This is a genomic window from Bacillus sp. 3G2 (assembly GCF_044324725.1).
Lineage (GTDB): Bacteria > Bacillota > Bacilli > Bacillales > Bacillaceae_G > Bacillus_A > Bacillus_A mobilis.
This window is the reverse complement of the sequence record NZ_CP172246.1, coordinates 2,168,382-2,191,962: the sequence shown is the minus strand read 5'-3', so window position 1 is coordinate 2,191,962 and position 23,581 is coordinate 2,168,382. Positions and strand designations below refer to the sequence as shown.

Below are 23,581 nucleotides of genomic sequence, written 5' to 3'. Positions count from 1 at the left end.
TCCTTATCCCCTAAAAATGCTTACTATAGTAAATTTCTGTAGTAAAGTGCTAAAGAATATTTTGACTTTCTAATTCAAACGAAAAAAGCACTTAAGAATGTAATTTTTTACAAACCTTAAGTGCTTTTTAATATTTTTTATAAAATCTTCTTATTGCCCATTATTAGCAGGGGCTTCTCCTGCATTCCCGCCAGTCTCTGGTTGTGTTGTCGCTGGTGGTGTTGTATTTCCTTGACCTCCCCCATTATTTGCTGGAGGTGTCGTATTTCCTTGGCCTCCTCCGTTATTTGCTGGAGGTGTCGTATTTCCTTGGCCTCCTCCGTTATTTGCTGGAGGTGTCGTATTTCCTTGACCACCTCCATTATTTGCTGGAGGTGTTGTATTTCCTTGGCCTCCTCCGTTATTTGCTGGAGGTGTCGTTCCTTGGCCATTTCCTTCATTTTGTTTCTTTTGTTCTTCTTGTTTCTTTTGCTCTTCTAGTTTCTTTTGTTCTTCTTGCTTCTTCAGTTCCTCTTGTTGCTTTTGTTCTTCTTGTTTTTTAAGCTCTTCTTGTTTCTTTAATTCTTCTTGCTTTTTCTCTTCTTCAGTCTTTTGCTGTTGATCTTGTTTTGGTTGTTCCGTTGTATCAGGTACGCTCGTATTTGGAGAAGAATCACGTTTTTCCCCTTTTATACGTAGCTCACTACCTTCTTGAATTACACTACTTGGCATTTTAAAGCGTGATTCGTCAGTAGCAAACTTATTCATCATTTCTTTAAAGATCAACTGTGCAATTTTCGTATTTTTACTACTAATATACTCGTCTTTACCATCTTTCATATATCCAGTCCATACCGCCATCGTATATTGCGGCGTATAACCTGCAAACCAACTATCCCGGGTTGCACTTTCTGGAATGTTATATTTCGCTAGTTGTTTTGAATCATAGTTTGTTGTACCTGTTTTACCAGCTACATCTAAAGAACTTATATTTGCCGCTGTACCAGTACCAGATGTTACTACTGAACGAAGCATATCAGTAATCATATATGCTGTAGAGTCAGCTATAACTTGTTTTGGTTTTTGCTCAAAACTTTGTGACTTACCGTCTGGATAAACTACTTTCTTAACAAAATGCGGTTTTGCATACTTTCCACCATTACCAAATGTCGCATAAGCACCCGCCATTTCAGTTGGTGATACTTCATTTGTACCAATAGCTGTAGATTCTGCCGGCGGTTTATTAAATGTAATACCTAATTTCTCAGAGAATTCCTTTGATTTATTCAGTCCTACTTCTTTTGCAGTTTTAACTGCTGGAACGTTACGTGACATTTTTAGCGCTTCACGCATAGTAATTGGGCCTAAGTGACTTCTATCCGCATTTCGAAGTTCTTGTCCCGTTGAATATTTAAATGGAGAATCATCAATTTGATGATACGTAGCCCATTTTAAATATTCAATTGCAGGGCCGTAATCAAAGATTGGCTTCATAGTTGAACCAGCTGCACGATCTAAATCAATTGCCATATTATGACCTTTAAATACTGCTTTATTTTCCCCACGTCCACTACCTATAGCACGAACCTCTCCTGTTTTCGTATCCATAAATGTGAATGCACCTTGGAATTTATCATTTGGATAATTAATAATATTTTCATTTAAAATCTTATCCGCAAATTCCTGTGCTTTCGGGTCTAATGTTGTATAGATTTCTAAACCATCTGATCCAATATTAACATCTGGTATTTCCTTTTCTACTTCTTTCACTACTGCATCCATAAATGCAGTATGTGGCATTGCCTGAACAGTTGCAGTCTTAATTCCATCTGTAACTTTAACTTTCGAAGCTTCTTCCATTTCTGCCTTCGTAATATATCCATGTCGATTCATTAATCCTAGTACAACATTTCTTCTTTCTGTTGCCCTTTGAATATTTTCCGTTTTTGTTGGATCATAGTTATTCGGTGCTTTCGGTAAACCTGCAAGCATCGCAACTTCTGGTAATGTTAACTCTTTTAATTCTTTACCATAGTAGTTTTGTGCTGCTGTTGCGATACCATATGAACGGTTTCCTAAGTTAATTTTATTTAAATACATTTCCAAAATTTCATGTTTTGAATATTGTTGTTCTAGCTTATACGCTAAATATATTTCCTGAACTTTACGTTTTGATGTTTTTTCCATCGATAAGAAGTAGTTTTTAATAACCTGTTGCGTTATTGTACTTCCACCTTGTGAACCGTAATCTCCTTTAAGACTCACCAAGACAGCACGGGCAGTACCTTTAAAGTCTACTCCACTATGCTCATAAAAACGTGAATCTTCTGTTGCTAAAAATGCATTTTCTACCAATTTAGGAATTTGATCATACGTAACATTCGTCCGTTTTTCTTTCCCGTATTCATATACCAAATCGCCATTTTTATCATAAATTTTTGAGGATAACGGATTAACAAGTTTTGCTTTCTCAAGTTTCGGTGCATCCTTAATCATTACGAAGAAGGTAGCAACCCCTGCCACTAAACCAACAATACCAAGTAATAAACAAGTAATCAAAAACTTACGAAAGAATGATGTTTTCCCTTTTGGTTTTTGTGTTTTAGAAGCTGGCTGTTTTTTCTTTTTAACTTGTCGTCGCTCCTCTCGAGAACGATAATTTTCTGACATGTTACTTTCTCCTGCCTTTCAATTCTCCCGTTGATTTACATAAAAATATTGAGGTCACTTTCTAAACTGAATTTAATTAAGAAAGTATATTAACCTGGAGCATTCAATATTTTCCTAATTCACAGATTATAAATTTTAGAATACTTCTTATACAAACTATTTTCACTTCTATTTTCCCTAATAATGCTGCCCCTTTAAGCATAGAATGTAAAAAGTGAATTTTTAATACCTCGTATAAATAATATACCTTTTTTTCAAATGGTCAATATTTTCTTATTTATAAATCAAAGGTGAAATAAAAATAGCACAACAATATGTACTTCGTGTGAACTTCCTTATAATTACGTATAACGAACATTTAATATATTGCATATAAGTATAATACCTCTTTAATTATAAGGATTTCAACACCACAACCTCAACATCTACAAGAAATTATTAAAAATGAAAAGTGAGGAGTTGCGTAATGATGAAACTATCTCCCGTGATTTCAAAAAATATAGTTGCCGTTGGCTATAATCCTTTTTCTATGATTTTACGCATTCAATTAAAGAGTGGAATGTATGATTTCTTTAACGTGCCTGAAAACATTTACACCGGTTTATTAAGCGCACAATCTAAAACTAATTATCACAATACTTATATTAAAAATTCTTACCGCTATACTAAAATTTAAACTTAAACAGAATGAAAAAAGAAAGGCGGTAGTCCTCCTTTCTTTTTTCAATCATTTCAGGACTTAGCTATCTTCTATCCCTCTTATTCATTTCACCATATGCTCGAATTTGTTTTTTTAAGCGCCGATCTGCTTTTCTATCATGTACAACTAATATCGCATGTATAACTCCTGGAACCCAAAATATTAATGTTAATATGAAGTTAATTATCGCTTGAAATGGTTTTCCACAAAATAATACAGCTACAGGTGGAAGAAGAATTGCCAACAAATACATCATCTCTTGAAAACTCCTTGTTTTGTATTTTTTATCTCTCTTCATACACTAATAAAACCAATTATCTTTGTATTTCATCTAATAACTGTTCTACTGTTATATATTCTATTCCAATGCAAAAAAACCTACTACTTCAACTTTTCCACGTATGTAAAATTGAAATTTTACATACCTCCTTTATATAAACAATTTCATATTTTTATTTTTTTCTAATCTTTCTTCTTTCTCTATGATAGTTAATCCGATCGCAGAAATAGCAGTTCCGATCGCTTGTATCCAAATACCAATAAGTGCTATTATCTTCTCATTCTTCTTATCAACCATACTGTCTTCATGTTCTATTTCGTTCTTCGATATATTCATAATACCTTGATACGCTTGAAGTCCAGCGCCTAAACTTTGCAAAGAATTGCCTAATATTATAATTCTTTGTATCGCTTTCATCTGAAGCAAAGCTGCTTCTACTCCTAAAAAAGCTCCTATCGATTGTAAACTGTTCCCGACAATAATGAGATAATCATTCTCTTTCAATTGTTCATTTATATTAAAATATGTTCCTATTACATTTGATATATTCCCTAACGCTAATAACTCAATGCCCATTTTATCAAGCATTTCACTTTTATTCTCCAAACATATATTTTGATTTTCTTTTTCGCCCTCATCTTCGGTATCATTACTCGCTATAATTTGTAATATATACCCGAGGGCTTGTAATGAGCTTCCTACAATTACAAGATCTGATTCAACTTTCTCTTCTCCAATAAATCCTCTTGTCGTCCCAATAGCCGCTGTAAGATTTCCTCCTACTTGAAACCATGCTCCCGTCACTTTTAAACCGCTTGGATTCATTCTTATCACCTATTTAGAAATTTTCTATTGCTTTCGAAATATATAAATGACATCCTCTTTCTCATATTTATTTTCTACATGTAATTTTGTGCATTCTATAATGTGTTAAAAATACAAAAAAGCACCTTTAAGGTACTTTTTTATACAAAGTGTGTATCACTGAAAATATGCTAATTCAATGTATATTTACATACATTCTGGGCATGTCAATGAAGATCCATTTTTATCTATTGTTATATTTAATATATATTTAATCGCATTACGTGACCACATTTCAGGTGTGGGTGATTCATTTACATACTGTGGTGCACATGAATACAGCATTGGAGTGCTAATGCTCCCGCCTGGATCTAAAGCAACAACAGCCATACCATTGGGTAACTCAAGTGCCATAGATTTCGTGATACCTTCAATTGCAAACTTTGAGGCACAATATGGCGCCAGCTCAGCTTCTCCCTCCCGGCCCCAACTAGAACTCATATTAATAATCATTCCTTCTTTCCTAGCTACCATCGCTGGGACAAATGCCCTAATTACATTTACTACACCATTTACGTTTACATTCATTACATTTTCGAATTCTTGAGCTGTTACTTTCCACAGTGGCGCATTTTTATTAACAATCGATGCATTATTTATTAACAAATCAGGTGCTCTATGTCTATGCAGTATATAATTTGCCCAACTACTTACTTGCTGGGAGTCTGAAACATCAATTATTTGAAAATCATGTATATTACCGTAATATTTTTTCAATTCTTCAATTTTATCTTTTGAACGCCCACAGCCATATATAGTCCATCCCAATTCATGAAATCGATCAACCATTGCACGACCTAACCCTTGCGTCACTCCTGTAATCATTACAATTTGCCCAATTTCGTTTCGCTTCAAATATCTCTCCTCCTTTACAACATTTTACACTCTTCCTTTTCATTCAGCCATTTACTAAAGTATCAACTCATTTCATTCTTTAGTAGGAGTTTTTATGTAAACAAAAAGAGTAACCGTAACAGTTACTCATGCTTATATATCAAAAACATCATTATTTATTTCGTTATTGCTTGTATATTTCAGCTTCTTTTTCCCGTATTTCTTACACCGATACATATAAGCTACACCTAGATTACCTAATTTTATTTAAATTCTCAATCTCATTTTGCAACTTTTTGAATTGTTCAAAGTGCATAGTGATAGACTGACTATTTCCATAATCAACACTATGCTTCACAAATAAAACACCAGTGTCATGAAAAATTGCTTCCAGTTCTTTTCTGATGGATACTTTCATTATATGTGCTGTTTTAATAGCCGATAAAATTGCAATTTCATTAAACTTTAATTTTATTTCATTTGGACAAAATGCTTCTTCCACCAAAATAACTTCATTGCTATAAATAAGTGCAACAAGATTACTTGATTTTGCATCTGTTAAATCTACTTTTTTTATAACATTATTCATTACATTTTGCCTCCTTTGATTTCGTATATATTAATTATACAATTGTTTTTTAAAATTAATCGACCTTACATTAATTTTAACATACTTTTATTGTAGGATTAAGCTACACTTCAAACGTTTTACTATTCCACAATTTTTGTTACATGAACCATTTGGACTATAAGGCCATATAGTAGTATTAACAAATGATTGTAAAGCGGGTGAAAACTATGCCCTCAGTTGTAGGGAATTTAGTTGTACAAAATAGTAACGGTTCATTTAATTTAGGCGATTTCTACAATGTTTCTCCGAAAGAAAATACGAAGGCTTATAATGGATCTGGTGCTTCAAATGTTGGTTTTGTTGTTAATACTTTTAATGGTGTGAGCGCGACTAATACGTTTGATTCTGACCTTGCAGATCAAAACCAAGTAGGTACAGCTTAGTCCTATTTTTCATCGTACTGTTTAGGAATAATAAATTTGTCTATACTATAATCAGGCTGTTACACAGCTATTAATGATTTTTGGAGTACCCTATCTTTTCTCTCTTTCCCTGGGGCTTAGCAGCTAGTATGAAGCTAGCTGCTTTTTCGTTTCATTTTTTCTGTTCCTCATCTAACAAAAATAAAAAGCTAAAATTTAAATTTCAGCTTCCTTTACGTTATTTCAATAATATCTGTAGTATTAAATACGTAAGTTTTATAAAATGCATCCGTACATATTACAATGCGCTTTAGCGGGTTTATATGCACAACTGTCATATAACTTGTAAGTATGTATCCATCTTCAAAATATGTCACCAATATTTCTTTCTCAGACAATAATGACGTTAATAATTTATCAGAAATTCTCTCTTTTGCTTCTTTTGTTAAGAGCGGTTTTTGTACTTTAAACTTCTCTCCAACAATCTTTCGCGTACTTAATAACTGTTCCGACATCACTGTAAATGGAACCCATTCTCTTTCTGCTTTCTGCAGCTTTACATCATTCATTTCTTTATCTCCTTGATCATTTATCCATTCTATTTCACATATATTGTTACTCAATTGTTTTTTCATAATGATAGGCTCATATTTCCCCAGCATTAACAAGTAGTAAAGCACCCACCTTAAAATCGTCATATGTGATGTATATAAGTCGAAATCAATCGCCCGTAGACGTCGAACTGATGAAAGTTAATAATCAATGGACGATAAGCGCCTCACTGATTAATGTTTCACTTTATGTCTAATTCATATACTATCTGCACTCAAAAGAACACTCGTTCTAATTATACACGAACATATATTCTTTTGAGAAGAGATATAATTATATTTTTAACAAAATATAATTCAAATCATTTTCTTATACATTTATCCATCATTGATTTTCTTCTTCATCAAATAAGTTTTTCACTTCCTATTTAATAGAAAGTTCACATATTTACTAAAAAAGCGACTTCATACAAAATGAAGTCGCTTTTTTCTAATAACGTATATTTCTATATTTATTTTTCTATCCTGACAAGTGCTCTTTCTGAAATCAAAATTTCATCAATTTTAAAATGATTTATTTTTAATTTTAATTCCCCTACTCGTTGAAACTTCATACGTGTAACTTATTTGGAATTGAAACTCTTGTACAATTTCAAGCATACTTTCATCTGAAAAACACGATTCAAAAACAATTACATCATTAGAATCTGGATCCTTTAACGGAATTTCTACATTGCAACCTATATAACTTGCTAAACTCATTTTTACTCCTCCAATATTCGTATACAAAATACTTCATATGAACATTTATCTACTCAAATATAAAATCCCTGCCTAAACGAAAAAGTTTTAATTTTTCAAGTTTATTAACCAACTATAAATGAAAGCATATATTATAAAGAACGAACTCACAAAATTTAGGGGATTTATAACGGACCACAATTCGTTCCTTATGAATTTCTATGAAAAGAGAGCAATGTAAATACTCTCTTTTCGTACATACTGTATAAAACTATTTATAAATAATTGGTCCTAATTATTAAATATATTTTGGTTGTACTATTATATGTAACTCCCTCTCTGTTTCTGCTTTTTTTGGATTACGAAAATACTCTAATTCGTACTTTAATACTTCATACTCAACCATCCCAATCTTAATCCCTTTCGTTACCTTTAAAATAGCTAATAAGTTACTTATATCTTCATCATACGATTCAAAAACCTTCCCTCCACCTTCTCTTTGAAAAATTACTTTCATATTTTCTCCTCCTACGTAATATATTTATCTATTAAATAATTCGTTTAAAAGTATTCTTTCTTTATCCTAAAATTTCATACTAAAAAGAACATCCTTTTTTAGTAGAATGCTCTGCTTTTCATTTCACTTCATTTCGCATCAATATTTTTCAATAATATTGTATGTTTCATTCTGTAAATTATGCTTATCCACTTCAATAAAGTAAAAGTTAAATCAATTAGTATTTTGTTCATTCTCGACTAATAATTAACTTACATCAATCAGATTGCCTACGAATAGTGGGAGGAGATTAATAAATTTACTTTATATTTAATGAAATTAAGAAAACGAAACATTATAATATCAATATTCTTTGAAGCATTGCTCATTCCAATTTAAAATAATTACATAAATTCCCATTGTAATTCTTAATATTTAAATGTAATATTATATTGTCTTACTATCTATTTATAACTCACACACTAATTAGAAAAGGGAACCTATATAGGTTCCCTTTTCTAATTACAATCATTATTTCTTTTCTAGAAATTCAAATGTATTTTTAAAGTCTTTATCGTTCACTTTAATATCAGCATCTTTCAATAAATCATTGACTACTTGTTGTTTCCATTTTCCTGTCGTATCTTGTAGTCTTTGCTGTTCTATATCTTTACGAATTTGATCTTTTACTTCATCAAATGGTTTCAATTCTTTTTTATCTGTCACTTTAATAATATGGTACCCGTAAGTTGTTTTTACCGGCTCACTTACTTGTCCTGCATCTAATTTATATGCAGCTTCCTCAAATTCTTTCACCGTTTGCCCTGGAGCAAAACCAGTTATTTCTCCGCCTTGTTCTTTTGAACCAGGATCCTCTGAGTATTGCTTCGCTAAAGCTGCAAAATCTTCACCATTATTTACTTTCTCTTTCACTTCTTTAGCAGTCTTTTCATCTTTCACTAAAATGTGACTTACTTTCATTTCTGGTTTATAGTTTTCTTTTACATCTTTTTCTGTAACAGTCGCTTTAATCGCTTTCTCAAATGCAATTTCTGGCTTCATTTTTTCTTTTAATTCATCTTCGTTTTTCAATCCAACTTGCTCTAAAGTCGATTTGAAGTTGTCGCCCATTTTATCTTTTGCTTCTTCTACTTGTTTTTTTGCTTCCTCATCTGAAACTTTATATTTATCTAGCAATGCCTTACTTAACACCATTTGGTATAAAGTACTTTCCCCATATTTTTGTCTTAACTCTTTACTTAACTCTTTCTCTGAAACATTTCCTACTTTTGATGTTACTACGTTGTCTGAGGAACCACATGCAGATAATGCCAGTACTACACATGAAATAATTGTTCCTACAAATAGCTTTTTCTTTTTCAATTCAAAATACCTCACTTTTATTATTATATAAGAATAACTATACAATGTACTTGTGTTAACAATGTGTTTTCCACATGTAATTCATTTCATTTGATTGAACTATGGATCTTGTTCTTTTTTCAATAATTAAAGGTCATCTTACTATGTATCAGCAATATGACCCTTTACGTATTCCTAAAAACATGTAACTACTTATAGTTACTTAATAGTTATATGTTCTTCCAATATCCAATTATTTTGCCCGATATCTACCGCATTTTTCGCTCTGTCCCACACACGAAAAGATTTTGACCCATCAATATTTCCTTTATAGTTTATACATTCAGGCTCTGCATAGTAGTTAACCCCATACCCAACGGGATATTTTGAAGATGCATAAAACCATTTCACATCAAAATGTTTTATATATACCCACTGTTTATCATTGCCTAAGCAAATCATATTTTTATCTGCGTCTTCCCAATAACCACGTATGACTACATATGGCGTTTTTTGAGTGATTGTACCTGTAAATTGAGGATTCGCAGGATTTTCATATACGTTTATACCATATCCATCATCATATTTTGAAATCGCAATACCAATACCATTTGGTTGCTGCGTATCCTCTTTGTCAGATAGAATAGATTGATTTACTTGATCTGAGCCTATAAACCAAGAAAGCGACTTATTTCCTATTAATTGATTCAAATCACATTTCCCAATACCAGGAACATTTCCTGAATCAGTATATTGCCAAATATCACAAGGATATGCTGGCTTATTCCCACCACCATAACGAGGAATCCACACAAAATCAACTTCAATATTACGTGCTCCAAATGATACATACGTGTGATGCCCCACATATAGTCCTACTTTTTTCGCACCTAAACGGCGTAATTCATCTATAAATGCTTGTGTCCCCCCTTGCATATCCATCATCGTTTGAATTTCTACATCCACTACCCAAAACTTAGCAGATTTATCTCCGCGATTCCAAAAATCTTGTGCCTCTTTCCTTGCATCAGCAATAGAAATGAAGCGACAAAATGCATAATTCCCAAATGGAATACTGCGTTTTTTCATTTCAGTCACATAATTTTGATACATAAAATCTACCGTATTCGATCCATCCTGAACTCTAGCAATTACTAAATCTAGCTGAGATGCTGCAATATCCCAATTAATCGTTCCATTCCATTTTGAAATATCGATAATATACCCCAATACAATTCATCCCCTTTTTATTATCATATTCAAAGCTAGCTTTATTGAAATCTCCTTATGCCTAATACTAGCTATCTATAATATAAATAAGGAGAATCTATATTATTTTTCAAAAATTATAATCTATTAATTAGACTTCCATTAATTTTATTTATATTTCATACAGTTCATTCACAAATTTGAAATATGCACTATCATCTATTTGTAAATAATATCAATTCATTAACCTTTCATTAGCGCTATTATTAGAAACGTTTTCATTATTACTACTCGTCAATATTAATCTTGTTTAGACTAATAAACATATGTATGAGAGCTAACTCTCTGTGTTTCTTACGGTTACTCTATATTAACGAAAATGATTTATCTTTCATTTCTTATATATTTTCACATGAAACATACTATCTTTATACGCTATATATTTATCAGTGGAAATTTCATTCACCATCCGCAATTAGCTAGACACTGTAACGTTAATGCATACAAAAAAGACATTTTCTATTAAAGAAAATGTCTACTTACAATCTAGTAAAACAGTTTTGGTGTTAAATCTGTATTTTGTAATTGTTCACTCTCGCCGCTCGGAACACAGCTTGTGGAGAATAAAATTGGGATATCACAAATGTCATCGTTCATTACATCATGAAATACATTTGCAGCAACACCAGTAAATGTTTGACATAAATTTGAAATATCATCATTAAAAAATTGAATCACTTGCGCAGCAAAAACTGGAAAGACAACATTTGATCCACCAGGGAGCTGCGGCTGTACAACAACTTGTTCAAAATAAGGATTATTTTCTAACGCCACTTGAAATAAATGAGCAATTTCAAATGCATCTAGTGGACATGGAAGTGGATTTACAATGTTATTTTCATTATTCGTTACAATAACTGTTACACTTACATTCCCAAATTCAACAAAAGATTTTAGAAGCGTTGCTAACGCTATCGCTTTTTCATTACTTAACGCATGCACTAAAATAATATAATTCCCGCCAACTGGAATTAGCGGACCAACTGAAACAGTTGGATCAGCACCAATTGAATTTTTTAACTCATTGAAATATGTGATCCACGGTGGTGAAAGCTGAGCTTGTACATTTTCTTGCACTCTTTCATTACCTCCTAATACAATTCTTACTATTATAATATGTTTCAAAGAAAAAAGTGTATTAGATAAATTACTTATTTTTTACTTTTACCTATTATATCGATTAAACATTTTATAAAATATTCTCAGCTTTCAATGCATTTTCCGCATTCTTACCACGCCTTAAAACCCCATATCGTTATCAACTCAACTAAAATTTCATATTATATTAATACACCTTTATAATCTGAACGAAAAAGCGCAGTATATGATACTGCAGATGAGGAGCTGATTTTATGAAAAAAAAACCTATCGTGGTCAAAGTTCCACCAAATTCAAAGCTGAAAATTACATTTTTCGGTCCTTGTAACGAGGTAATTACAAATGTTTCTATAATTAATCAACTTTCCACACCTAAGTGCCAAACTATTACGCAATATCCAAACTATAAAAAATACGAAACTGAAGTACGATTTTTATCAAATTGCTAATCCATTCAATCTACAATTTGGTTAACTAAACGACTTCGGTAAAAGACTAAAATTACTCATTTCATGATATTCCTTTGATAATCTATTGATTTTTCACACGTTTTTATTAACCGAGCATATATTATCGTATGGAGATTATCCACTCATAAAACCTATCTTTCTTTAGAGCGTACTTTTTATGTATGCTCTTTTTTTATTTATCTCTAATTCTAAGCAGATAAACCTGTTTACTTTTATATTTCATGAGTGGTAAACCCACCTGCTACTAATAAGCAATCTAATCAAGGTATACAACAATACTCCTTGATTTATTATACGTTCACTACTCTGTTACATTAGTGTATTCATTCATCTAAAATATTTTCCTTCTTAATTGACCATAAATGTATTAAAATCTTTATATAATCAAGGAGGTCAAACATGTTCAAGTTGCATCCGATTCTACTCATCTTAGGATTTATTTTATTTTTATATAGTGTAATCGCCTTAATGTTATTCCTTTCCATTCAATAACAATACCTACAAAAACTTATGTTAAATATGTAATTTCTATATAGTTAAGAAAAAGCCCGTAATTATACGGACTTTTATGTATTTATAAATTAAGATGTCTTTTCTATTCGATAAGGCGACTAGCAAATATAATGCCAAAGAACTTTTACAACCATGTTACTTAATTCGTTGTACTCTTTTCATTACCTGTAGGAGATCTAATACTCAAAATAAGATAGCCCCTTTCAACCACAAAACTACAAAAAAAATTTTGAATCCTTATCTTTCACTTTTTATGTTGTACCTCATTTCCATTTTTATTTTCACTATCAATATTGCAACATCTTCGCATGTGAATTGTTCCTAAAATAAACTATATTCAACCTATTTACTTATATATTTTAGAAAAACAATAATAATCCCCCACCACTTGGTAAAGGGGATTAACTAAACATACTGGAAAGTATTTTATTCTATTCGCTATTTAATTGGCGAAGGAAATCTTGCAGCTTCAAAATGAACCGTATTCAAACCATTAACATTTTGAACAATTACTCCAGCAACACTACTCTCAGCAAAAACTTCAACTGAATCTCCTGCTTCTAATTGTAGAATAGACGTTACTGAAACATCATTATTAAAAAATACCCCGGTCCCAAAGAAATCATTATCTATTGCTATTGCTGGATTTCCATTTACACGAATTTCAACTCTAGCTCTGTAATTTACATTAAAATCATTTGGAGAGAATGTTATATTTCCTAATACACTATATACACCTTTCATCTTAGGAATAAAAATAGATGTTGTTGGGTTATATTCATTTGCTAGATCAAACTGTTCATTTTGAAATAATACTTTAACTGAAGTATTTTCAGGAACAGGTTGATTCATTGTATTTACAGCTCTAAATGCAGACGCTCTTACAAGATTTTCTTTTTTATCATCACAACAATTCACTTTTACATACTTTCTATCACATTGACTATTTTTTCTGAAGCAATCATGACTTTTCTCTTTGTAACCTTTACAATACTTGCAGTAATAATAAGACGTAGTAAGTCCCCCTTTAAACTTATTATTACATACTATGAAATATAGATTAGAATAGATTGGACAAACTGCTACTATTTTCAATTGAATAAAATATCCCCACCATTTTGGTGAGGATTACCCTTTATCTTCTGTATACTCGACTTTATTTAATTGGCGAAGGGAATCTTGCAGCTTCAAAATGTGAGCCGTCTTCTGAAGTACTTAAAACTCCGTCTATGCTACTTTGTGCATAAACCTCAACTTGATCTCCTTCATTCAATTGAATAATCGTCGAAACACTTACTACATTTCCAAAACTTATTGGACCAAAAAAATCATTATCTATAGCTATTGCTGCGTTTCCATTTACACGAATTTCTACACGAGCTCTATAATTTAAGTTAAAATCGTTTGGAAAGAAACCAATCGTTCCAATAATAGAGTAAACCCCTCTAGTCTTCGGAATAAAAGTAGACGTTGCCGGATTATACTCATTTGCTAAATCAAATTGTTCATCTTGGAACAATACCTTTACAAAAGTATTGGCAGGAACCGTTTGATCCACCGTATTTCTAGCTCTAAATGCTGATGCCCTTATAAGCATGTCCTTGTTGTTATTACACTTACTCGTGTTCTTACAACAATCATGCTGTTTCTTTTTATACTCTTTACAAAACTTACAGTAGTTATAGCAAGACATACTAGTTCCCCTTTCATGCTTATTCCTACATATTATGTAAGAGGGACTTGTAATGTTTGGACGAGCTATTATTTTAGTACTATACTTGCCACCTATTTTATGTGTACGTGAGCGAAAAAGATATCAATAAAAACACAACCTAGATGTATAGTGCACTCCATTCAAATTTGATAGATTCTTCTCTTATTTATTTTACTTTCAATATAAAAAAGAGCGAATCTACATTCGCTCTTTCCCACATATTTATGGCCCAAAACTTATCATCCAACCTAACATAAATCCAAAGAAAGCAAACAATAGCATAAAAACAAATAAACTACAAGCCCACAATGCATATTTTCGACTTTTTCTTTTTGTGATCATACCTACAACTGAGCACACCACTCCAATACCAACTATTTGTAGAAAACCTTTACCTATAAATGTTTCTTGAATAAGCAATATAATGTTCAAATACATTAGAGCTAAAAAGGCAATAATTAATGAAATAGTCCCCATCCACGATTCCTGTTTATACATATGATTCTTTCTTTTTTTTAAGAATGCCAATTCCATAACCTCGCTTCACCTACTTTCAATTTTCTAACTTTTTCGTGGCTCATTAATTTTTCAACTTCTCCTTTAGGTCCAGTTACAACTGCCCCATAAGTTTTCACCCCATTTTTTTCAAGGAAAGAAATTCGCTTTGACAACTCTAATACTTTCGCTCTAGATAGCTTCACTGCTAAATTTTCATGCTTCTGTAATGACTTTAAAACAGTAATAAATTGTTCCTCATGAGGTGAATCACTTTCAAAAGCACCACTTGGACTTGCAATCATATCTGCTGGGAAGCCAATCGGGGCTACATACATACCCTCATCATTCGTTTGCTTCTCCTCTAATCCTGTATTAACGGCATACCAAACGATATCAATAGTAGGAAACATATCTGTTACTTCTTGTACACTTAATAATTCCCTAAAAGATACAAATGCTTCCACAACAGACTCTTGCGGAAGACCCTTTAATACCTGTGCTTCTTCGCTACTATTATAGGACGCATTATAATTATTAGGATGAGACAATACTTCGTTATCTATATACGGGATTTCTGGAATTTTTTCATCTGTTGTATATTCGCGGCTTACTTTCGTTGCTGTACTTAATAAATAATCTGTTTTCTCTTCTCCTATTCGAATATCTTTCTTCCCAATCCTTTTATACAAATCAAAATGCAATTGTAAACTAAGTGGTAACAACGTTTGCTCCATGTCCCTATCTTTCAAAAATACATTTGGTTCTGTTACACTTAACGTTTGATTTACTACATTCCGTATCTCCATCGCGTTTGTAGGTGCCAATGTATAATATAAGAGTGTAGATATATATAAAATAGGTTGAATGAGTAATAAAAAAGTAAATACAATTAAAATATTCGTAATACGCGCTCTTTTTTTACCTATTTTCAACACTTGCTCTTGTTTTCCATCAGGTAGTGAAGCCGGTCTTTGCTGAAGAGCTTCTTGTAACAATTCTTTATAATCATCTTGTTCAGAATGAGGTTTATCATTTGTCATTTTGACTCTTTTCCTCCTTTAACAATTCTTTTAATCTCTTTCTCCCGCGAAATATGTGACTTTTATACGTGTTTAACTTTAAATCTAATACAGATGCACCCTCTTCGTACGTTAATTGATGTACGTCACATAATAAAATAACTTGCGCCTCCACCACTGGTAAAGTATGAATAATCTGAATTAATTTTTCGTAACTATTTTTTGCGACCACATACTCTTCTGTGGATTCCCCTGCTTGTATTGTCTCTAATTCCTCCGTTCCTACAAAGGTTACTTTTTTCTCTTTCCTAACAAAATCAATAAACGTATGATATGCCACTTTAAATAGCCATGATTTTACCTTTTGGTTTTCATAGTCTTCTAAATAAAGATACGCCCTATAAAAAGTCTCCTGCATCAAGTCCTCCGCTACGTGATGGCTACGAGAAAGGGAAAATAAATACCGGTACACATCGTTTATATAAACCTTATATATTTCTTCAATCTCCATCCCCCTCCTCCTTTCATATATAACACGAATAAAGAAATCAAAAAGTTGCATTATTTTTTCTTTTTTATTAATAAAAAAGAAATTTTATACATTTTAATAACTATTTACAATTATAAACAAAATATATGATGTTATGTCTGTAAATATCCTTCAAAACCAGTAAAAAACGGTTCGGATATTCTTCTGCTCTTGTAAGTTGATAGTCATAGGACAATCGTTCTGTACGATATAACCACCGATATGATTCCGTTGCTACCTCTCGTCCTGGTTCGCGTTAGGAAATGTTCATGTATCCTTTCATTTAGTGCCACTATCCATCATTTGTTATGATAAGATAATTCTCACTCTTTCTTTAATCGATATCTTCTTATGAAAAAAACACTTTTAGAGTATGTAAGGAGATTATCTCAGCGGCTATTTACAAATTGGAGGTGGAACTATTTGACGCTTACATAAACACTGTTTTCGCTATTTGCGGATACCTCAAAATTCGGCATATGCGATAAAGATAGGTGGGAGCTCGGTTGCCTGTATATGTCCGATTGGTGATGGCTAATAATCAGTTTTGGGTACCTGCTCCTACTAATAGAACTTTCAACTTATAGATTGAATATAGTTCCATATGGAATCGTAAGAAAAGAACTTCCATACGGTGTGATTTGATGCACTGGATAAAAATATTCCATAGATGAATAATACGGCTCGATACCTTGTTGCTGCATTTGCATTTGTTGTTGCATTTGCATTTGTTGTTGCATTTGTAACGCTTGTTGAACAGCTTGAACTGTACTTTGTGCTCCGCTAAACGTTATTGATGTACCATACGCTGGTCGCATACTAGCTTGATTAGCAAAATATGAATAAAACATTATTTTCAACTCACTTCCATATAAGCTATTACAAACCATAGTATGATTCTTTTTTTAGGAAGTGCTGAAAACTAGTACATTAGCTTTTATTAGGTTTCTCATTTCATTATTTCTTTTAATCGCTTCAATTTCATATTTCACTTACTCGTTTCAATTATTAAACGTGATTGAATTTTTAAAGCAGAATAAAAAAAGGAATAACCTTACATAAAGTAAAACTTTAATCAGTGGGGTTTTCTTCATCCCCCACTGATTATTAGTTGAACCAATCGGACTTTAATGGGCAGTTGATTCCCCACCTAAATTCTTTGCTTTCGCTGAATTTTGAGGTGGGGGTCTTACCGCCCATTAAAGCGGGATAAAATTCTAAATGGAACTCCATTAGACCCTAACTTAATTAAACTTATAATTATCACCAAATCTTTACAATAATACTAGTCTCATAAGAACACCTTCATTTTGTTTACATATACTTTTACAAAACATTCTTGGGTATATCACATATAACTTATACTCATAAACACTTTACATCTAGAAACAAATATTGATCATTACATGTACTTACTATTTAAATTTTTTAAAAGGAGGTTATTATGAAAAATAATCAAAACTCAAACGATCCGTGCGAAAAATTCCAATTCCCCTGTTTTATTTCTATATCCTCTTGCAATCAAACTAATTGTTGTACACCTGTTTTTTTCTCATTTTCTCAACAACAAGAATTATTGTCCCTAATTAACCAATTAAACCAGGCTATCCTTTCTTTCTTTACCACGCCAAATCTGACAACTATACAAATACTCCAATCTGCATTACAGGCATTAAATGATTTAATCATTACAGTACAACCAAATACTCCAAATAGAAATTTAGTTATACAAACTATAACTAAATTAATCAATTCTTTGCCTACTGCATCTCTTACTCAAATCTCTGCATTATTCCAATTTCTATTCCAAAATTTATCGTCGCTCATTAGTTGTTCCAATATATCGGACCCATTGTTGCAACAAACATTCAACTTGATTTTGCAAGGAATATTGAATAGTTCTCTATTAAATATTACCGGAATACCCGGTCCTACTGGCGCGACTGGACCTAGAGGATTTTCAGGACCTAAAGGAGCTACTGGGCCTCAAGGTGTACAAGGGCTTCAAGGGCCGGAAGGACTTGCAGGAGCTACTGGGCCTCAAGGCGTGGAAGGGCTTCAAGGGCCAGTAGGACCGGAAGGACCGACGGGGCCTCAAGGTGTACAAGGGCTTCAAGGGCCACCTGGACCACCTGGGCCCACTGGCTCTGGGACTGGAATGGGAGTTCCTGGACCACCAGGGCCGACTGGACCTCAGGGTGTACAAGGAATCCAAGGACCGGAAGGACCAGAAGGACCAACTGGACCTCAAGGTGTCCAAGGGCTTCAAGGACCAGAAGGACTCGAAGGGCCGACTGGACCTCAAGGGGTGCAAGGAATGCAAGGGCCGGAAGGACCAGAAGGACCACCAGGACCGACTGGAGATTGTGAATGTCCAACGGGGCCGACTGGACCGACGGGGCCAACTGGACCAACGGGGCCAACTGGACCAACGGGGCCAACTGGACCAACGGGGCCAACTGGACCAACGGGGCCAACTGGACCTGCATGTAATTTCCTTGTTTATGTTACAAACGCAGGAGCCATAGATGACCCTACAAATGATACAGTATCTGTTATTAACACCGGAACAAATACAGTGGTTGCTACAATTACTGTAGGTAATGCACCTCTTGAAGTAACCGTTTCACCAAATGGCGCTCGTGCTTATGTTACTAATATTTTTTCTGATACCGTTTCTGTAATTGATACTGCTACGAATACAGTTATTGCTACTATTCCTGTTGGGTCTAATCCAATCGGTGTAGCTGTTACTCCAAATAACACAACTGTTTATGTTGGAAATCATGGTAATAATACGGTTTCTGTTATTAATGCTGGTACTAACACTGTCATTGATACCATTCCTGTTGGCAACGCTCCCCAAGGAATCACTGTTTCTCCAAATGGAGCCTTTGCATATGTTGCAAACGAATTAAGCAACACAATTTCTGTTATTAATACTGCTACGAATACAGTTAGCGCTACCATTCCTGTTGGCATTCGTCCTAGAATAATCGTCTTTACACTAGATGGCACTCGTGCCTATGTCACAAATCAAAACAGCAATACTGTTTCTGTTATTGACACCGCTACTAATTCCGTAATTAATACAATAAACGTAGGCACTGAACCGGTTGGTATAGATATTACACCGGATGGCACTCGTATTTACGTTGTAAATAAAGTTAGTAATAATGTATCAGTAATAAGTGTGGCGACAAATACTGTAATTGATACAATTCCTGTTGCTTTATCCCCAGATCAAGTAACCATCATACCAAATGGCACTCTCGCCTACGTTACAAACCAAGCTAGCAATACTGTTTCTGTTATCAATACTGCTACTAATACGGTTATAGACACGGTTCCAGTAGGTGTTGCTCCAACTGGTATAGCAACCGGAACTATTTGTGAATAAAATAAAAAAACAGAGGGACAAAAAATATGTCTCTCTGTTTTTTTTGTATGCTCCTTAAAAATTTTATATGCAAAGCGGTCCCCCACTTTGTACTTTTTACAAATCGTGATATACATGGAGAGGATATTATTCGACTCAATTCACTTTTTCTTATGTATACTTCTATACATTTATTTGTACGCCCCCTTATATTAAAAGAAGTAACCGGTTATCTTTACGAGCTTAAAAACAGTCACAAATGATCTATATCACGAGCTAATCTTATTTTCCTAACCTCCTACTCATCGCCTCCTAACATTTCTTTACAAAATAAAAAAGCAGCTGATATGCTACTTTACATTCGTCTTATCCCCAAGAGAAATGATAAATATATTCCCCCGTTATACTTTGATTAATCCCAATAATTCTAGCAAACCTCATTAAGTCCGCCCCCTGAAGAAAATACATCGCAAGCGTAACTGGTACTTGTGACCACATAAATTGATAAAACTCCTCGACTCTCTGGTTTGTTGAAACAATTAGATCATTTACAGGCCCTTGATTCCATACAGAAGTTCTAACTGAATTAAACGGAAGATCTTTCCCATTAACGACTATTCGTGCCATGCTTTGAGTTATGTCCACATCAATTCCCTCCATCATTACAAAAATCGGACCTGTGTATTTACTCCTATTGTTATAAATATTCTTTACTTTCATAAATGTCTAAGGCAAATCTCTATTTTTCACTTCTATTCAAATTAATTTATTTATTAAAGTAAAAAACAAATGAATTTTTAGTATTCAACTCCCCCAACTTGCATGACATTTAAATCTTTTATAACCTTGTTCACTTTTAACAATCTGATATGCAAAATTACATATCTTATTATCTCAATATCACTTTATTAACTACACTTTAATAAGAATCCATTTAAACACCTTGATAAATCAACGTTTGTAAATTAATTCCTTATCCAGAAATCCACCCCTTTATCCTTAAACACTATATTCGAATAATTATATTGGAATTTCTTGTTGTATACACATCTATCTTTTTCAGGTATTATATACGAGAAGAGTAAGGTAAGAGTTACTCTTTGCCATTTTAGGAAAGGTCCTGTTGGAAACAACAGGACCTTTTTTCGTATAATCGCATTTTCGTTTAATTCCGCCTTATAACCATTTTATTATTTATCAAAAACACTATGCTCACGTATCACACATCTGTAAATCAATGAATATGCATGCGCCTTATAAAAAAATTAAACAAGCACGTTATTCGTCGTTTTAACGATAGCGCGCTTCACTCATCTACTTTATTTGGTTTCTTTGATTTTTCATTCTCTTCTTTCTGAGCTTTCTCCACTGCTTTTAAAAACCCTTCCAATGCTTTTTCGTATTATTATCATTTAGTGGGGATAGATCACCTCCTTTTAGAAAGTATTCCATAATTACCAAGCTCAATAAGAAACACAAAATCCACGGCACTCAAGTATCGTGGCTGATTATATAAAATGAATTGGTATTTTCGTCATTCTTGCGGATCAGCTTTACAATAGCCATTGTGTATGAACATCGGTTTTTTTAGCATCTAGTTCACCGCCTTAAAAATGCAGGATTTCCCTTTCCAATATCGAATTGGTAATGTTTAGAAAGGGGGTGTAACATGGCGGAAATTAAAGTGGGACTTACACAATTTTTAGACTTCACACTGAAAAGTAGTGCAGCTAAAACAAATTTTGTAAAGAATCTAAAATCTCAACCTGAATATCACCCGGTTTTTGATTACTGGAAACAATTACGAGAAACTATTATTAAATTTCATAAAAACGAACTACCTTTTGACTGTTTTGAAACATTAGTACAAACTGTTGACCAGAAGAAAAAACAAAACTACATTGATGTTATAAAGCAGTACAAAAAATTTATTAAAAACAAAGACGTCTCTTGGTTTGATCCAGGTAAATCACATTGGTTATCAGATAATTTAATCGTCCGCTCATCACCTGAACTCGGTTTGCTCATTAATGATGAGCCGCATCTTATTAAACTTTTTTTCAAAGGAAAAAAAGAGCGAATTGATAAATATAACATCAACTCAACACTGACATTATTAAATGAATCAACATTTTCAAATGAATATAACAATGTAAATTATACGGTGCTTAACATCCAAAAGAACAGAATGTATACGAATAACTCTATTAATAATGATCATTTAATAGCTCTTGAATCAGAAGCCCATCAGCTTTCTTATTTATGGAATAAGGTGTAAAGGGCATAGGTAACTATTTCAATACCTTGTTCATGCTTAATTTGGGCACAATTTTCACAAATCCAATTCGTTTCTTTTAAGTGGAGCTCACCTTCTTGTTTCTCACAAACAATGCAGGGTGGGCGTTTTTTAAAAACAGTTTCTTTCCCCATTTCAACATCCTAATCCCCCCTCTACAAGAATAATATAATGATCTTTTTCTACCGCATCTTCATTTCCCCTCTTGTTAGTCACGCTTCTTTCACCCACATTACTTTATTTGGTTGTGATTATTGCTGGAACTCAGCTAACGCCGCCCTAACCTCTTCTCTCACAACTTCACGAATAAATTCTTATAGCGATTCCTCTAAATTCATATATGCATCCCCTACATCTTTTTTTGAATTTCCTGCTTGTTTTATCCGACATTACAGGGGCTTCATAAACATTTCATAAAAACATCTGAGGAAAAGAACGTTATAGCGATGGCTATCATGAATACAATTTGATCTATCCTACCTATACCTTATAATTCAGAAGTTTGACACAGCTCATGAAAAAGCTTATAAAGAAAAGTAAGGTTCCTAATATTCGTTTCTAGGATCTAAAAGATTACCAGTAAACGTTTAGTAGGTATCACACTAGACACTTACCAAGATGTTGTACCAGGAATTTAAGAAACTGCGGTGAATCAATTTGCAAACGAATTATTCGGAAAGAAAACTCTCGTTAGAATTTCGTTAGAAGTTTTCGTTTCACAGCAAATACACCAACTAATCAACCTAAAATATTAATTGTGAAAAAGGAGAAACAAAACATGAAAGAAATCAAATCAGAACAGGAATTCAAAGACATCATCGCAAGTGAGGAGCCAGTAGTTGTTAAGTTCTTTACTACATGGTGCCCGGATTGTGTTCGTATGGACAACTTTATCGGAGATGTAATGGAAGAGTTCAATAAGTTTGAATGGTATTCTATTAATAAAGATGAGTTCCCAAGTATCGCTGAAGAGTATCAAGTAATGGGTATTCCAAGTTTACTTGTATATCAAAATGGTGAGAAGCTAGGCCACTTACATAGTGCTAACGCAAAAACTGAAGAGCAAGTTACTGAGTTTTTAGAAGCATACTAAGATGAAAACCCTCTGAAAAATATTTTCTAGAGGGTTTTTATTTTTCCCGATCATCTTTCAGCGGTGTAATATACGAATTCACCATAATACATGTATCCTTTCCCCTATCCCCTCGATCCAAATCGCATTTATACCCTAACTTTGCACTTTACAACATATTTTTCCTTCACGAAACTTTGTTATCCCCTTCTTAAAAAGCTAAAAAACGTCAACAATGTTTGTATAGACCCACA

Annotated in this window: 24 protein-coding genes and 2 pseudogenes; 7 read left to right on the top strand and 19 right to left on the bottom strand. The window is 33.1% G+C overall.

Going from position 1 to position 23,581, the window contains the following annotated elements:
* Window positions 1–150: 150 nt before the first annotated feature.
* A complete protein-coding gene (locus ACHZK0_RS11190; protein WP_270607982.1) occupies window positions 151–2,649 on the bottom strand; it encodes a PBP1A family penicillin-binding protein in 2,499 nt (832 codons plus the stop codon).
* Window positions 2,650–3,115: 466 nt separating this feature from the next.
* On the opposite strand from ACHZK0_RS11190, the gene ACHZK0_RS11185 reads away from it, so the two are divergent.
* Window positions 3,116–3,325 carry a KTSC domain-containing protein gene (locus ACHZK0_RS11185; protein ID WP_262743551.1) on the top strand — a complete coding sequence of 70 codons (210 nt, stop codon included), beginning with the start codon at window positions 3,116–3,118 and terminating at the stop codon, window positions 3,323–3,325.
* Window positions 3,326–3,392: 67 nt separating this feature from the next.
* Here ACHZK0_RS11185 and ACHZK0_RS11180 read toward each other — a convergent pair whose 3' ends face one another.
* The 4 genes from ACHZK0_RS11180 to ACHZK0_RS11165 form a co-directional block, all read right to left on the bottom strand.
* Window positions 3,393–3,605, bottom strand: a complete 213-nt coding sequence (locus ACHZK0_RS11180) for a YqaE/Pmp3 family membrane protein (protein ID WP_262743550.1) — start codon at window positions 3,603–3,605, stop codon at window positions 3,393–3,395.
* 174 nt (window positions 3,606–3,779) lie between these two features.
* The gene (locus ACHZK0_RS11175) at window positions 3,780–4,454 is read right to left on the bottom strand and encodes a DUF6944 family repetitive protein (RefSeq protein WP_395761544.1); all 675 of its coding nucleotides are present in this window, start codon (window positions 4,452–4,454) and stop codon (window positions 3,780–3,782) included.
* Window positions 4,455–4,640: 186 nt separating this feature from the next.
* Entirely contained in the window at window positions 4,641–5,348 is a 708-nt protein-coding gene (locus tag ACHZK0_RS11170) for an SDR family oxidoreductase (protein ID WP_395761543.1), read from the bottom strand.
* Between the two features lie 232 nt (window positions 5,349–5,580).
* Complete coding sequence (locus ACHZK0_RS11165) at window positions 5,581–5,916, bottom strand: hypothetical protein (RefSeq protein WP_242243278.1); 336 nt, start codon at window positions 5,914–5,916, stop codon at window positions 5,581–5,583.
* Between the two features lie 209 nt (window positions 5,917–6,125).
* Here ACHZK0_RS11165 and gerPF point away from each other — a divergent pair, with 209 nt between their 5' ends.
* Window positions 6,126–6,341, top strand: coding sequence for a spore germination protein GerPF (gene gerPF / locus ACHZK0_RS11160; protein WP_001141565.1), 216 nt, complete (start codon window positions 6,126–6,128; stop codon window positions 6,339–6,341).
* A gap of 212 nt (window positions 6,342–6,553) precedes the next feature.
* Here the strand turns inward: gerPF and ACHZK0_RS11155 are convergent, their stop codons facing one another.
* The 6 genes and pseudogenes from ACHZK0_RS11155 to ACHZK0_RS11130 form a co-directional block, all read right to left on the bottom strand.
* The gene (locus ACHZK0_RS11155) at window positions 6,554–6,889 is read right to left on the bottom strand and encodes a YolD-like family protein (protein ID WP_270344227.1); all 336 of its coding nucleotides are present in this window, start codon (window positions 6,887–6,889) and stop codon (window positions 6,554–6,556) included.
* Window positions 6,890–7,383: 494 nt separating this feature from the next.
* Window positions 7,384–7,633, bottom strand: a pseudogene (locus tag ACHZK0_RS11150) (hypothetical protein).
* Between the two features lie 277 nt (window positions 7,634–7,910).
* Window positions 7,911–8,129: a hypothetical protein gene (locus ACHZK0_RS11145; RefSeq protein ID WP_131933612.1), complete on the bottom strand. Its 219-nt coding sequence runs from the start codon at window positions 8,127–8,129 to the stop codon at window positions 7,911–7,913.
* Between the two features lie 510 nt (window positions 8,130–8,639).
* Entirely contained in the window at window positions 8,640–9,491 is an 852-nt protein-coding gene (locus ACHZK0_RS11140) for a peptidylprolyl isomerase PrsA (protein ID WP_262743589.1), read from the bottom strand.
* 198 nt (window positions 9,492–9,689) lie between these two features.
* A complete protein-coding gene (locus ACHZK0_RS11135; protein ID WP_395761542.1) occupies window positions 9,690–10,700 on the bottom strand; it encodes a glycoside hydrolase family 25 protein in 1,011 nt (336 codons plus the stop codon).
* A gap of 525 nt (window positions 10,701–11,225) precedes the next feature.
* On the bottom strand, window positions 11,226–11,816 hold the full coding sequence (locus tag ACHZK0_RS11130) for a hypothetical protein (RefSeq protein WP_098342560.1): 591 nt from the start codon (window positions 11,814–11,816) through the stop codon (window positions 11,226–11,228).
* Window positions 11,817–12,091: 275 nt separating this feature from the next.
* Here ACHZK0_RS11130 and ACHZK0_RS11125 point away from each other — a divergent pair, with 275 nt between their 5' ends.
* Window positions 12,092–12,286 carry a hypothetical protein gene (locus ACHZK0_RS11125; protein WP_270344336.1) on the top strand — a complete coding sequence of 65 codons (195 nt, stop codon included), beginning with the start codon at window positions 12,092–12,094 and terminating at the stop codon, window positions 12,284–12,286.
* A gap of 972 nt (window positions 12,287–13,258) precedes the next feature.
* Here the strand turns inward: ACHZK0_RS11125 and ACHZK0_RS11120 are convergent.
* The 6 genes from ACHZK0_RS11120 to ACHZK0_RS11095 form a co-directional block, all read right to left on the bottom strand.
* Window positions 13,259–13,870, bottom strand: coding sequence for a C1q-like domain-containing protein (locus tag ACHZK0_RS11120; RefSeq protein ID WP_395761708.1), 612 nt, complete (start codon window positions 13,868–13,870; stop codon window positions 13,259–13,261).
* 106 nt (window positions 13,871–13,976) lie between these two features.
* Window positions 13,977–14,513 (bottom strand): C1q-like domain-containing protein, encoded by a 537-nt coding sequence (locus ACHZK0_RS11115; RefSeq protein ID WP_061679487.1) that lies wholly within the window; start codon window positions 14,511–14,513, stop codon window positions 13,977–13,979.
* 243 nt (window positions 14,514–14,756) lie between these two features.
* On the bottom strand, window positions 14,757–15,068 hold the full coding sequence (locus tag ACHZK0_RS11110; protein ID WP_061679488.1) for a hypothetical protein: 312 nt from the start codon (window positions 15,066–15,068) through the stop codon (window positions 14,757–14,759).
* Entirely contained in the window at window positions 15,050–16,072 is a 1,023-nt protein-coding gene (locus tag ACHZK0_RS11105) for an anti-sigma factor (protein WP_262743478.1), read from the bottom strand. The genes ACHZK0_RS11110 and ACHZK0_RS11105 overlap by 19 nt, the downstream gene beginning before the upstream one ends.
* Entirely contained in the window at window positions 16,062–16,562 is a 501-nt protein-coding gene (locus tag ACHZK0_RS11100) for a sigma-70 family RNA polymerase sigma factor (protein WP_063262826.1), read from the bottom strand. The genes ACHZK0_RS11105 and ACHZK0_RS11100 overlap by 11 nt, the downstream gene beginning before the upstream one ends.
* A gap of 599 nt (window positions 16,563–17,161) precedes the next feature.
* Entirely contained in the window at window positions 17,162–17,431 is a 270-nt protein-coding gene (locus ACHZK0_RS11095) for a DUF3947 family protein (RefSeq protein ID WP_395761541.1), read from the bottom strand.
* Window positions 17,432–18,024: 593 nt separating this feature from the next.
* Here ACHZK0_RS11095 and ACHZK0_RS11090 point away from each other — a divergent pair.
* A complete protein-coding gene (locus ACHZK0_RS11090; protein WP_395761540.1) occupies window positions 18,025–19,980 on the top strand; it encodes a beta-propeller fold lactonase family protein in 1,956 nt (651 codons plus the stop codon).
* A gap of 345 nt (window positions 19,981–20,325) precedes the next feature.
* Here ACHZK0_RS11090 and ACHZK0_RS11085 read toward each other — a convergent pair whose 3' ends face one another.
* Complete coding sequence (locus ACHZK0_RS11085; RefSeq protein WP_262741728.1) at window positions 20,326–20,679, bottom strand: hypothetical protein; 354 nt, start codon at window positions 20,677–20,679, stop codon at window positions 20,326–20,328.
* 949 nt (window positions 20,680–21,628) lie between these two features.
* Here ACHZK0_RS11085 and ACHZK0_RS11080 point away from each other — a divergent pair.
* The gene (locus ACHZK0_RS11080; protein WP_262741729.1) at window positions 21,629–22,237 is read left to right on the top strand and encodes a hypothetical protein; all 609 of its coding nucleotides are present in this window, start codon (window positions 21,629–21,631) and stop codon (window positions 22,235–22,237) included.
* Here the strand turns inward: ACHZK0_RS11080 and ACHZK0_RS11075 are convergent.
* On the bottom strand, window positions 22,216–22,389 hold the full coding sequence (locus tag ACHZK0_RS11075) for a hypothetical protein (RefSeq protein WP_262741730.1): 174 nt from the start codon (window positions 22,387–22,389) through the stop codon (window positions 22,216–22,218). The two genes, ACHZK0_RS11080 and ACHZK0_RS11075, sit on opposite strands and share 22 nt — an antisense overlap.
* Before the next feature lie 240 nt (window positions 22,390–22,629).
* On the opposite strand from ACHZK0_RS11075, the pseudogene ACHZK0_RS11070 reads away from it, so the two are divergent.
* Together ACHZK0_RS11070 and ACHZK0_RS11065 are read left to right on the top strand one after the other, a co-directional pair.
* Window positions 22,630–22,893 (top strand): annotated as a pseudogene (locus ACHZK0_RS11070) (hypothetical protein).
* Window positions 22,894–23,033: 140 nt separating this feature from the next.
* Window positions 23,034–23,348, top strand: a complete 315-nt coding sequence (locus ACHZK0_RS11065; protein WP_000658777.1) for a thioredoxin family protein — start codon at window positions 23,034–23,036, stop codon at window positions 23,346–23,348.
* The last annotated feature ends 233 nt before the right edge of the window (window positions 23,349–23,581 follow it).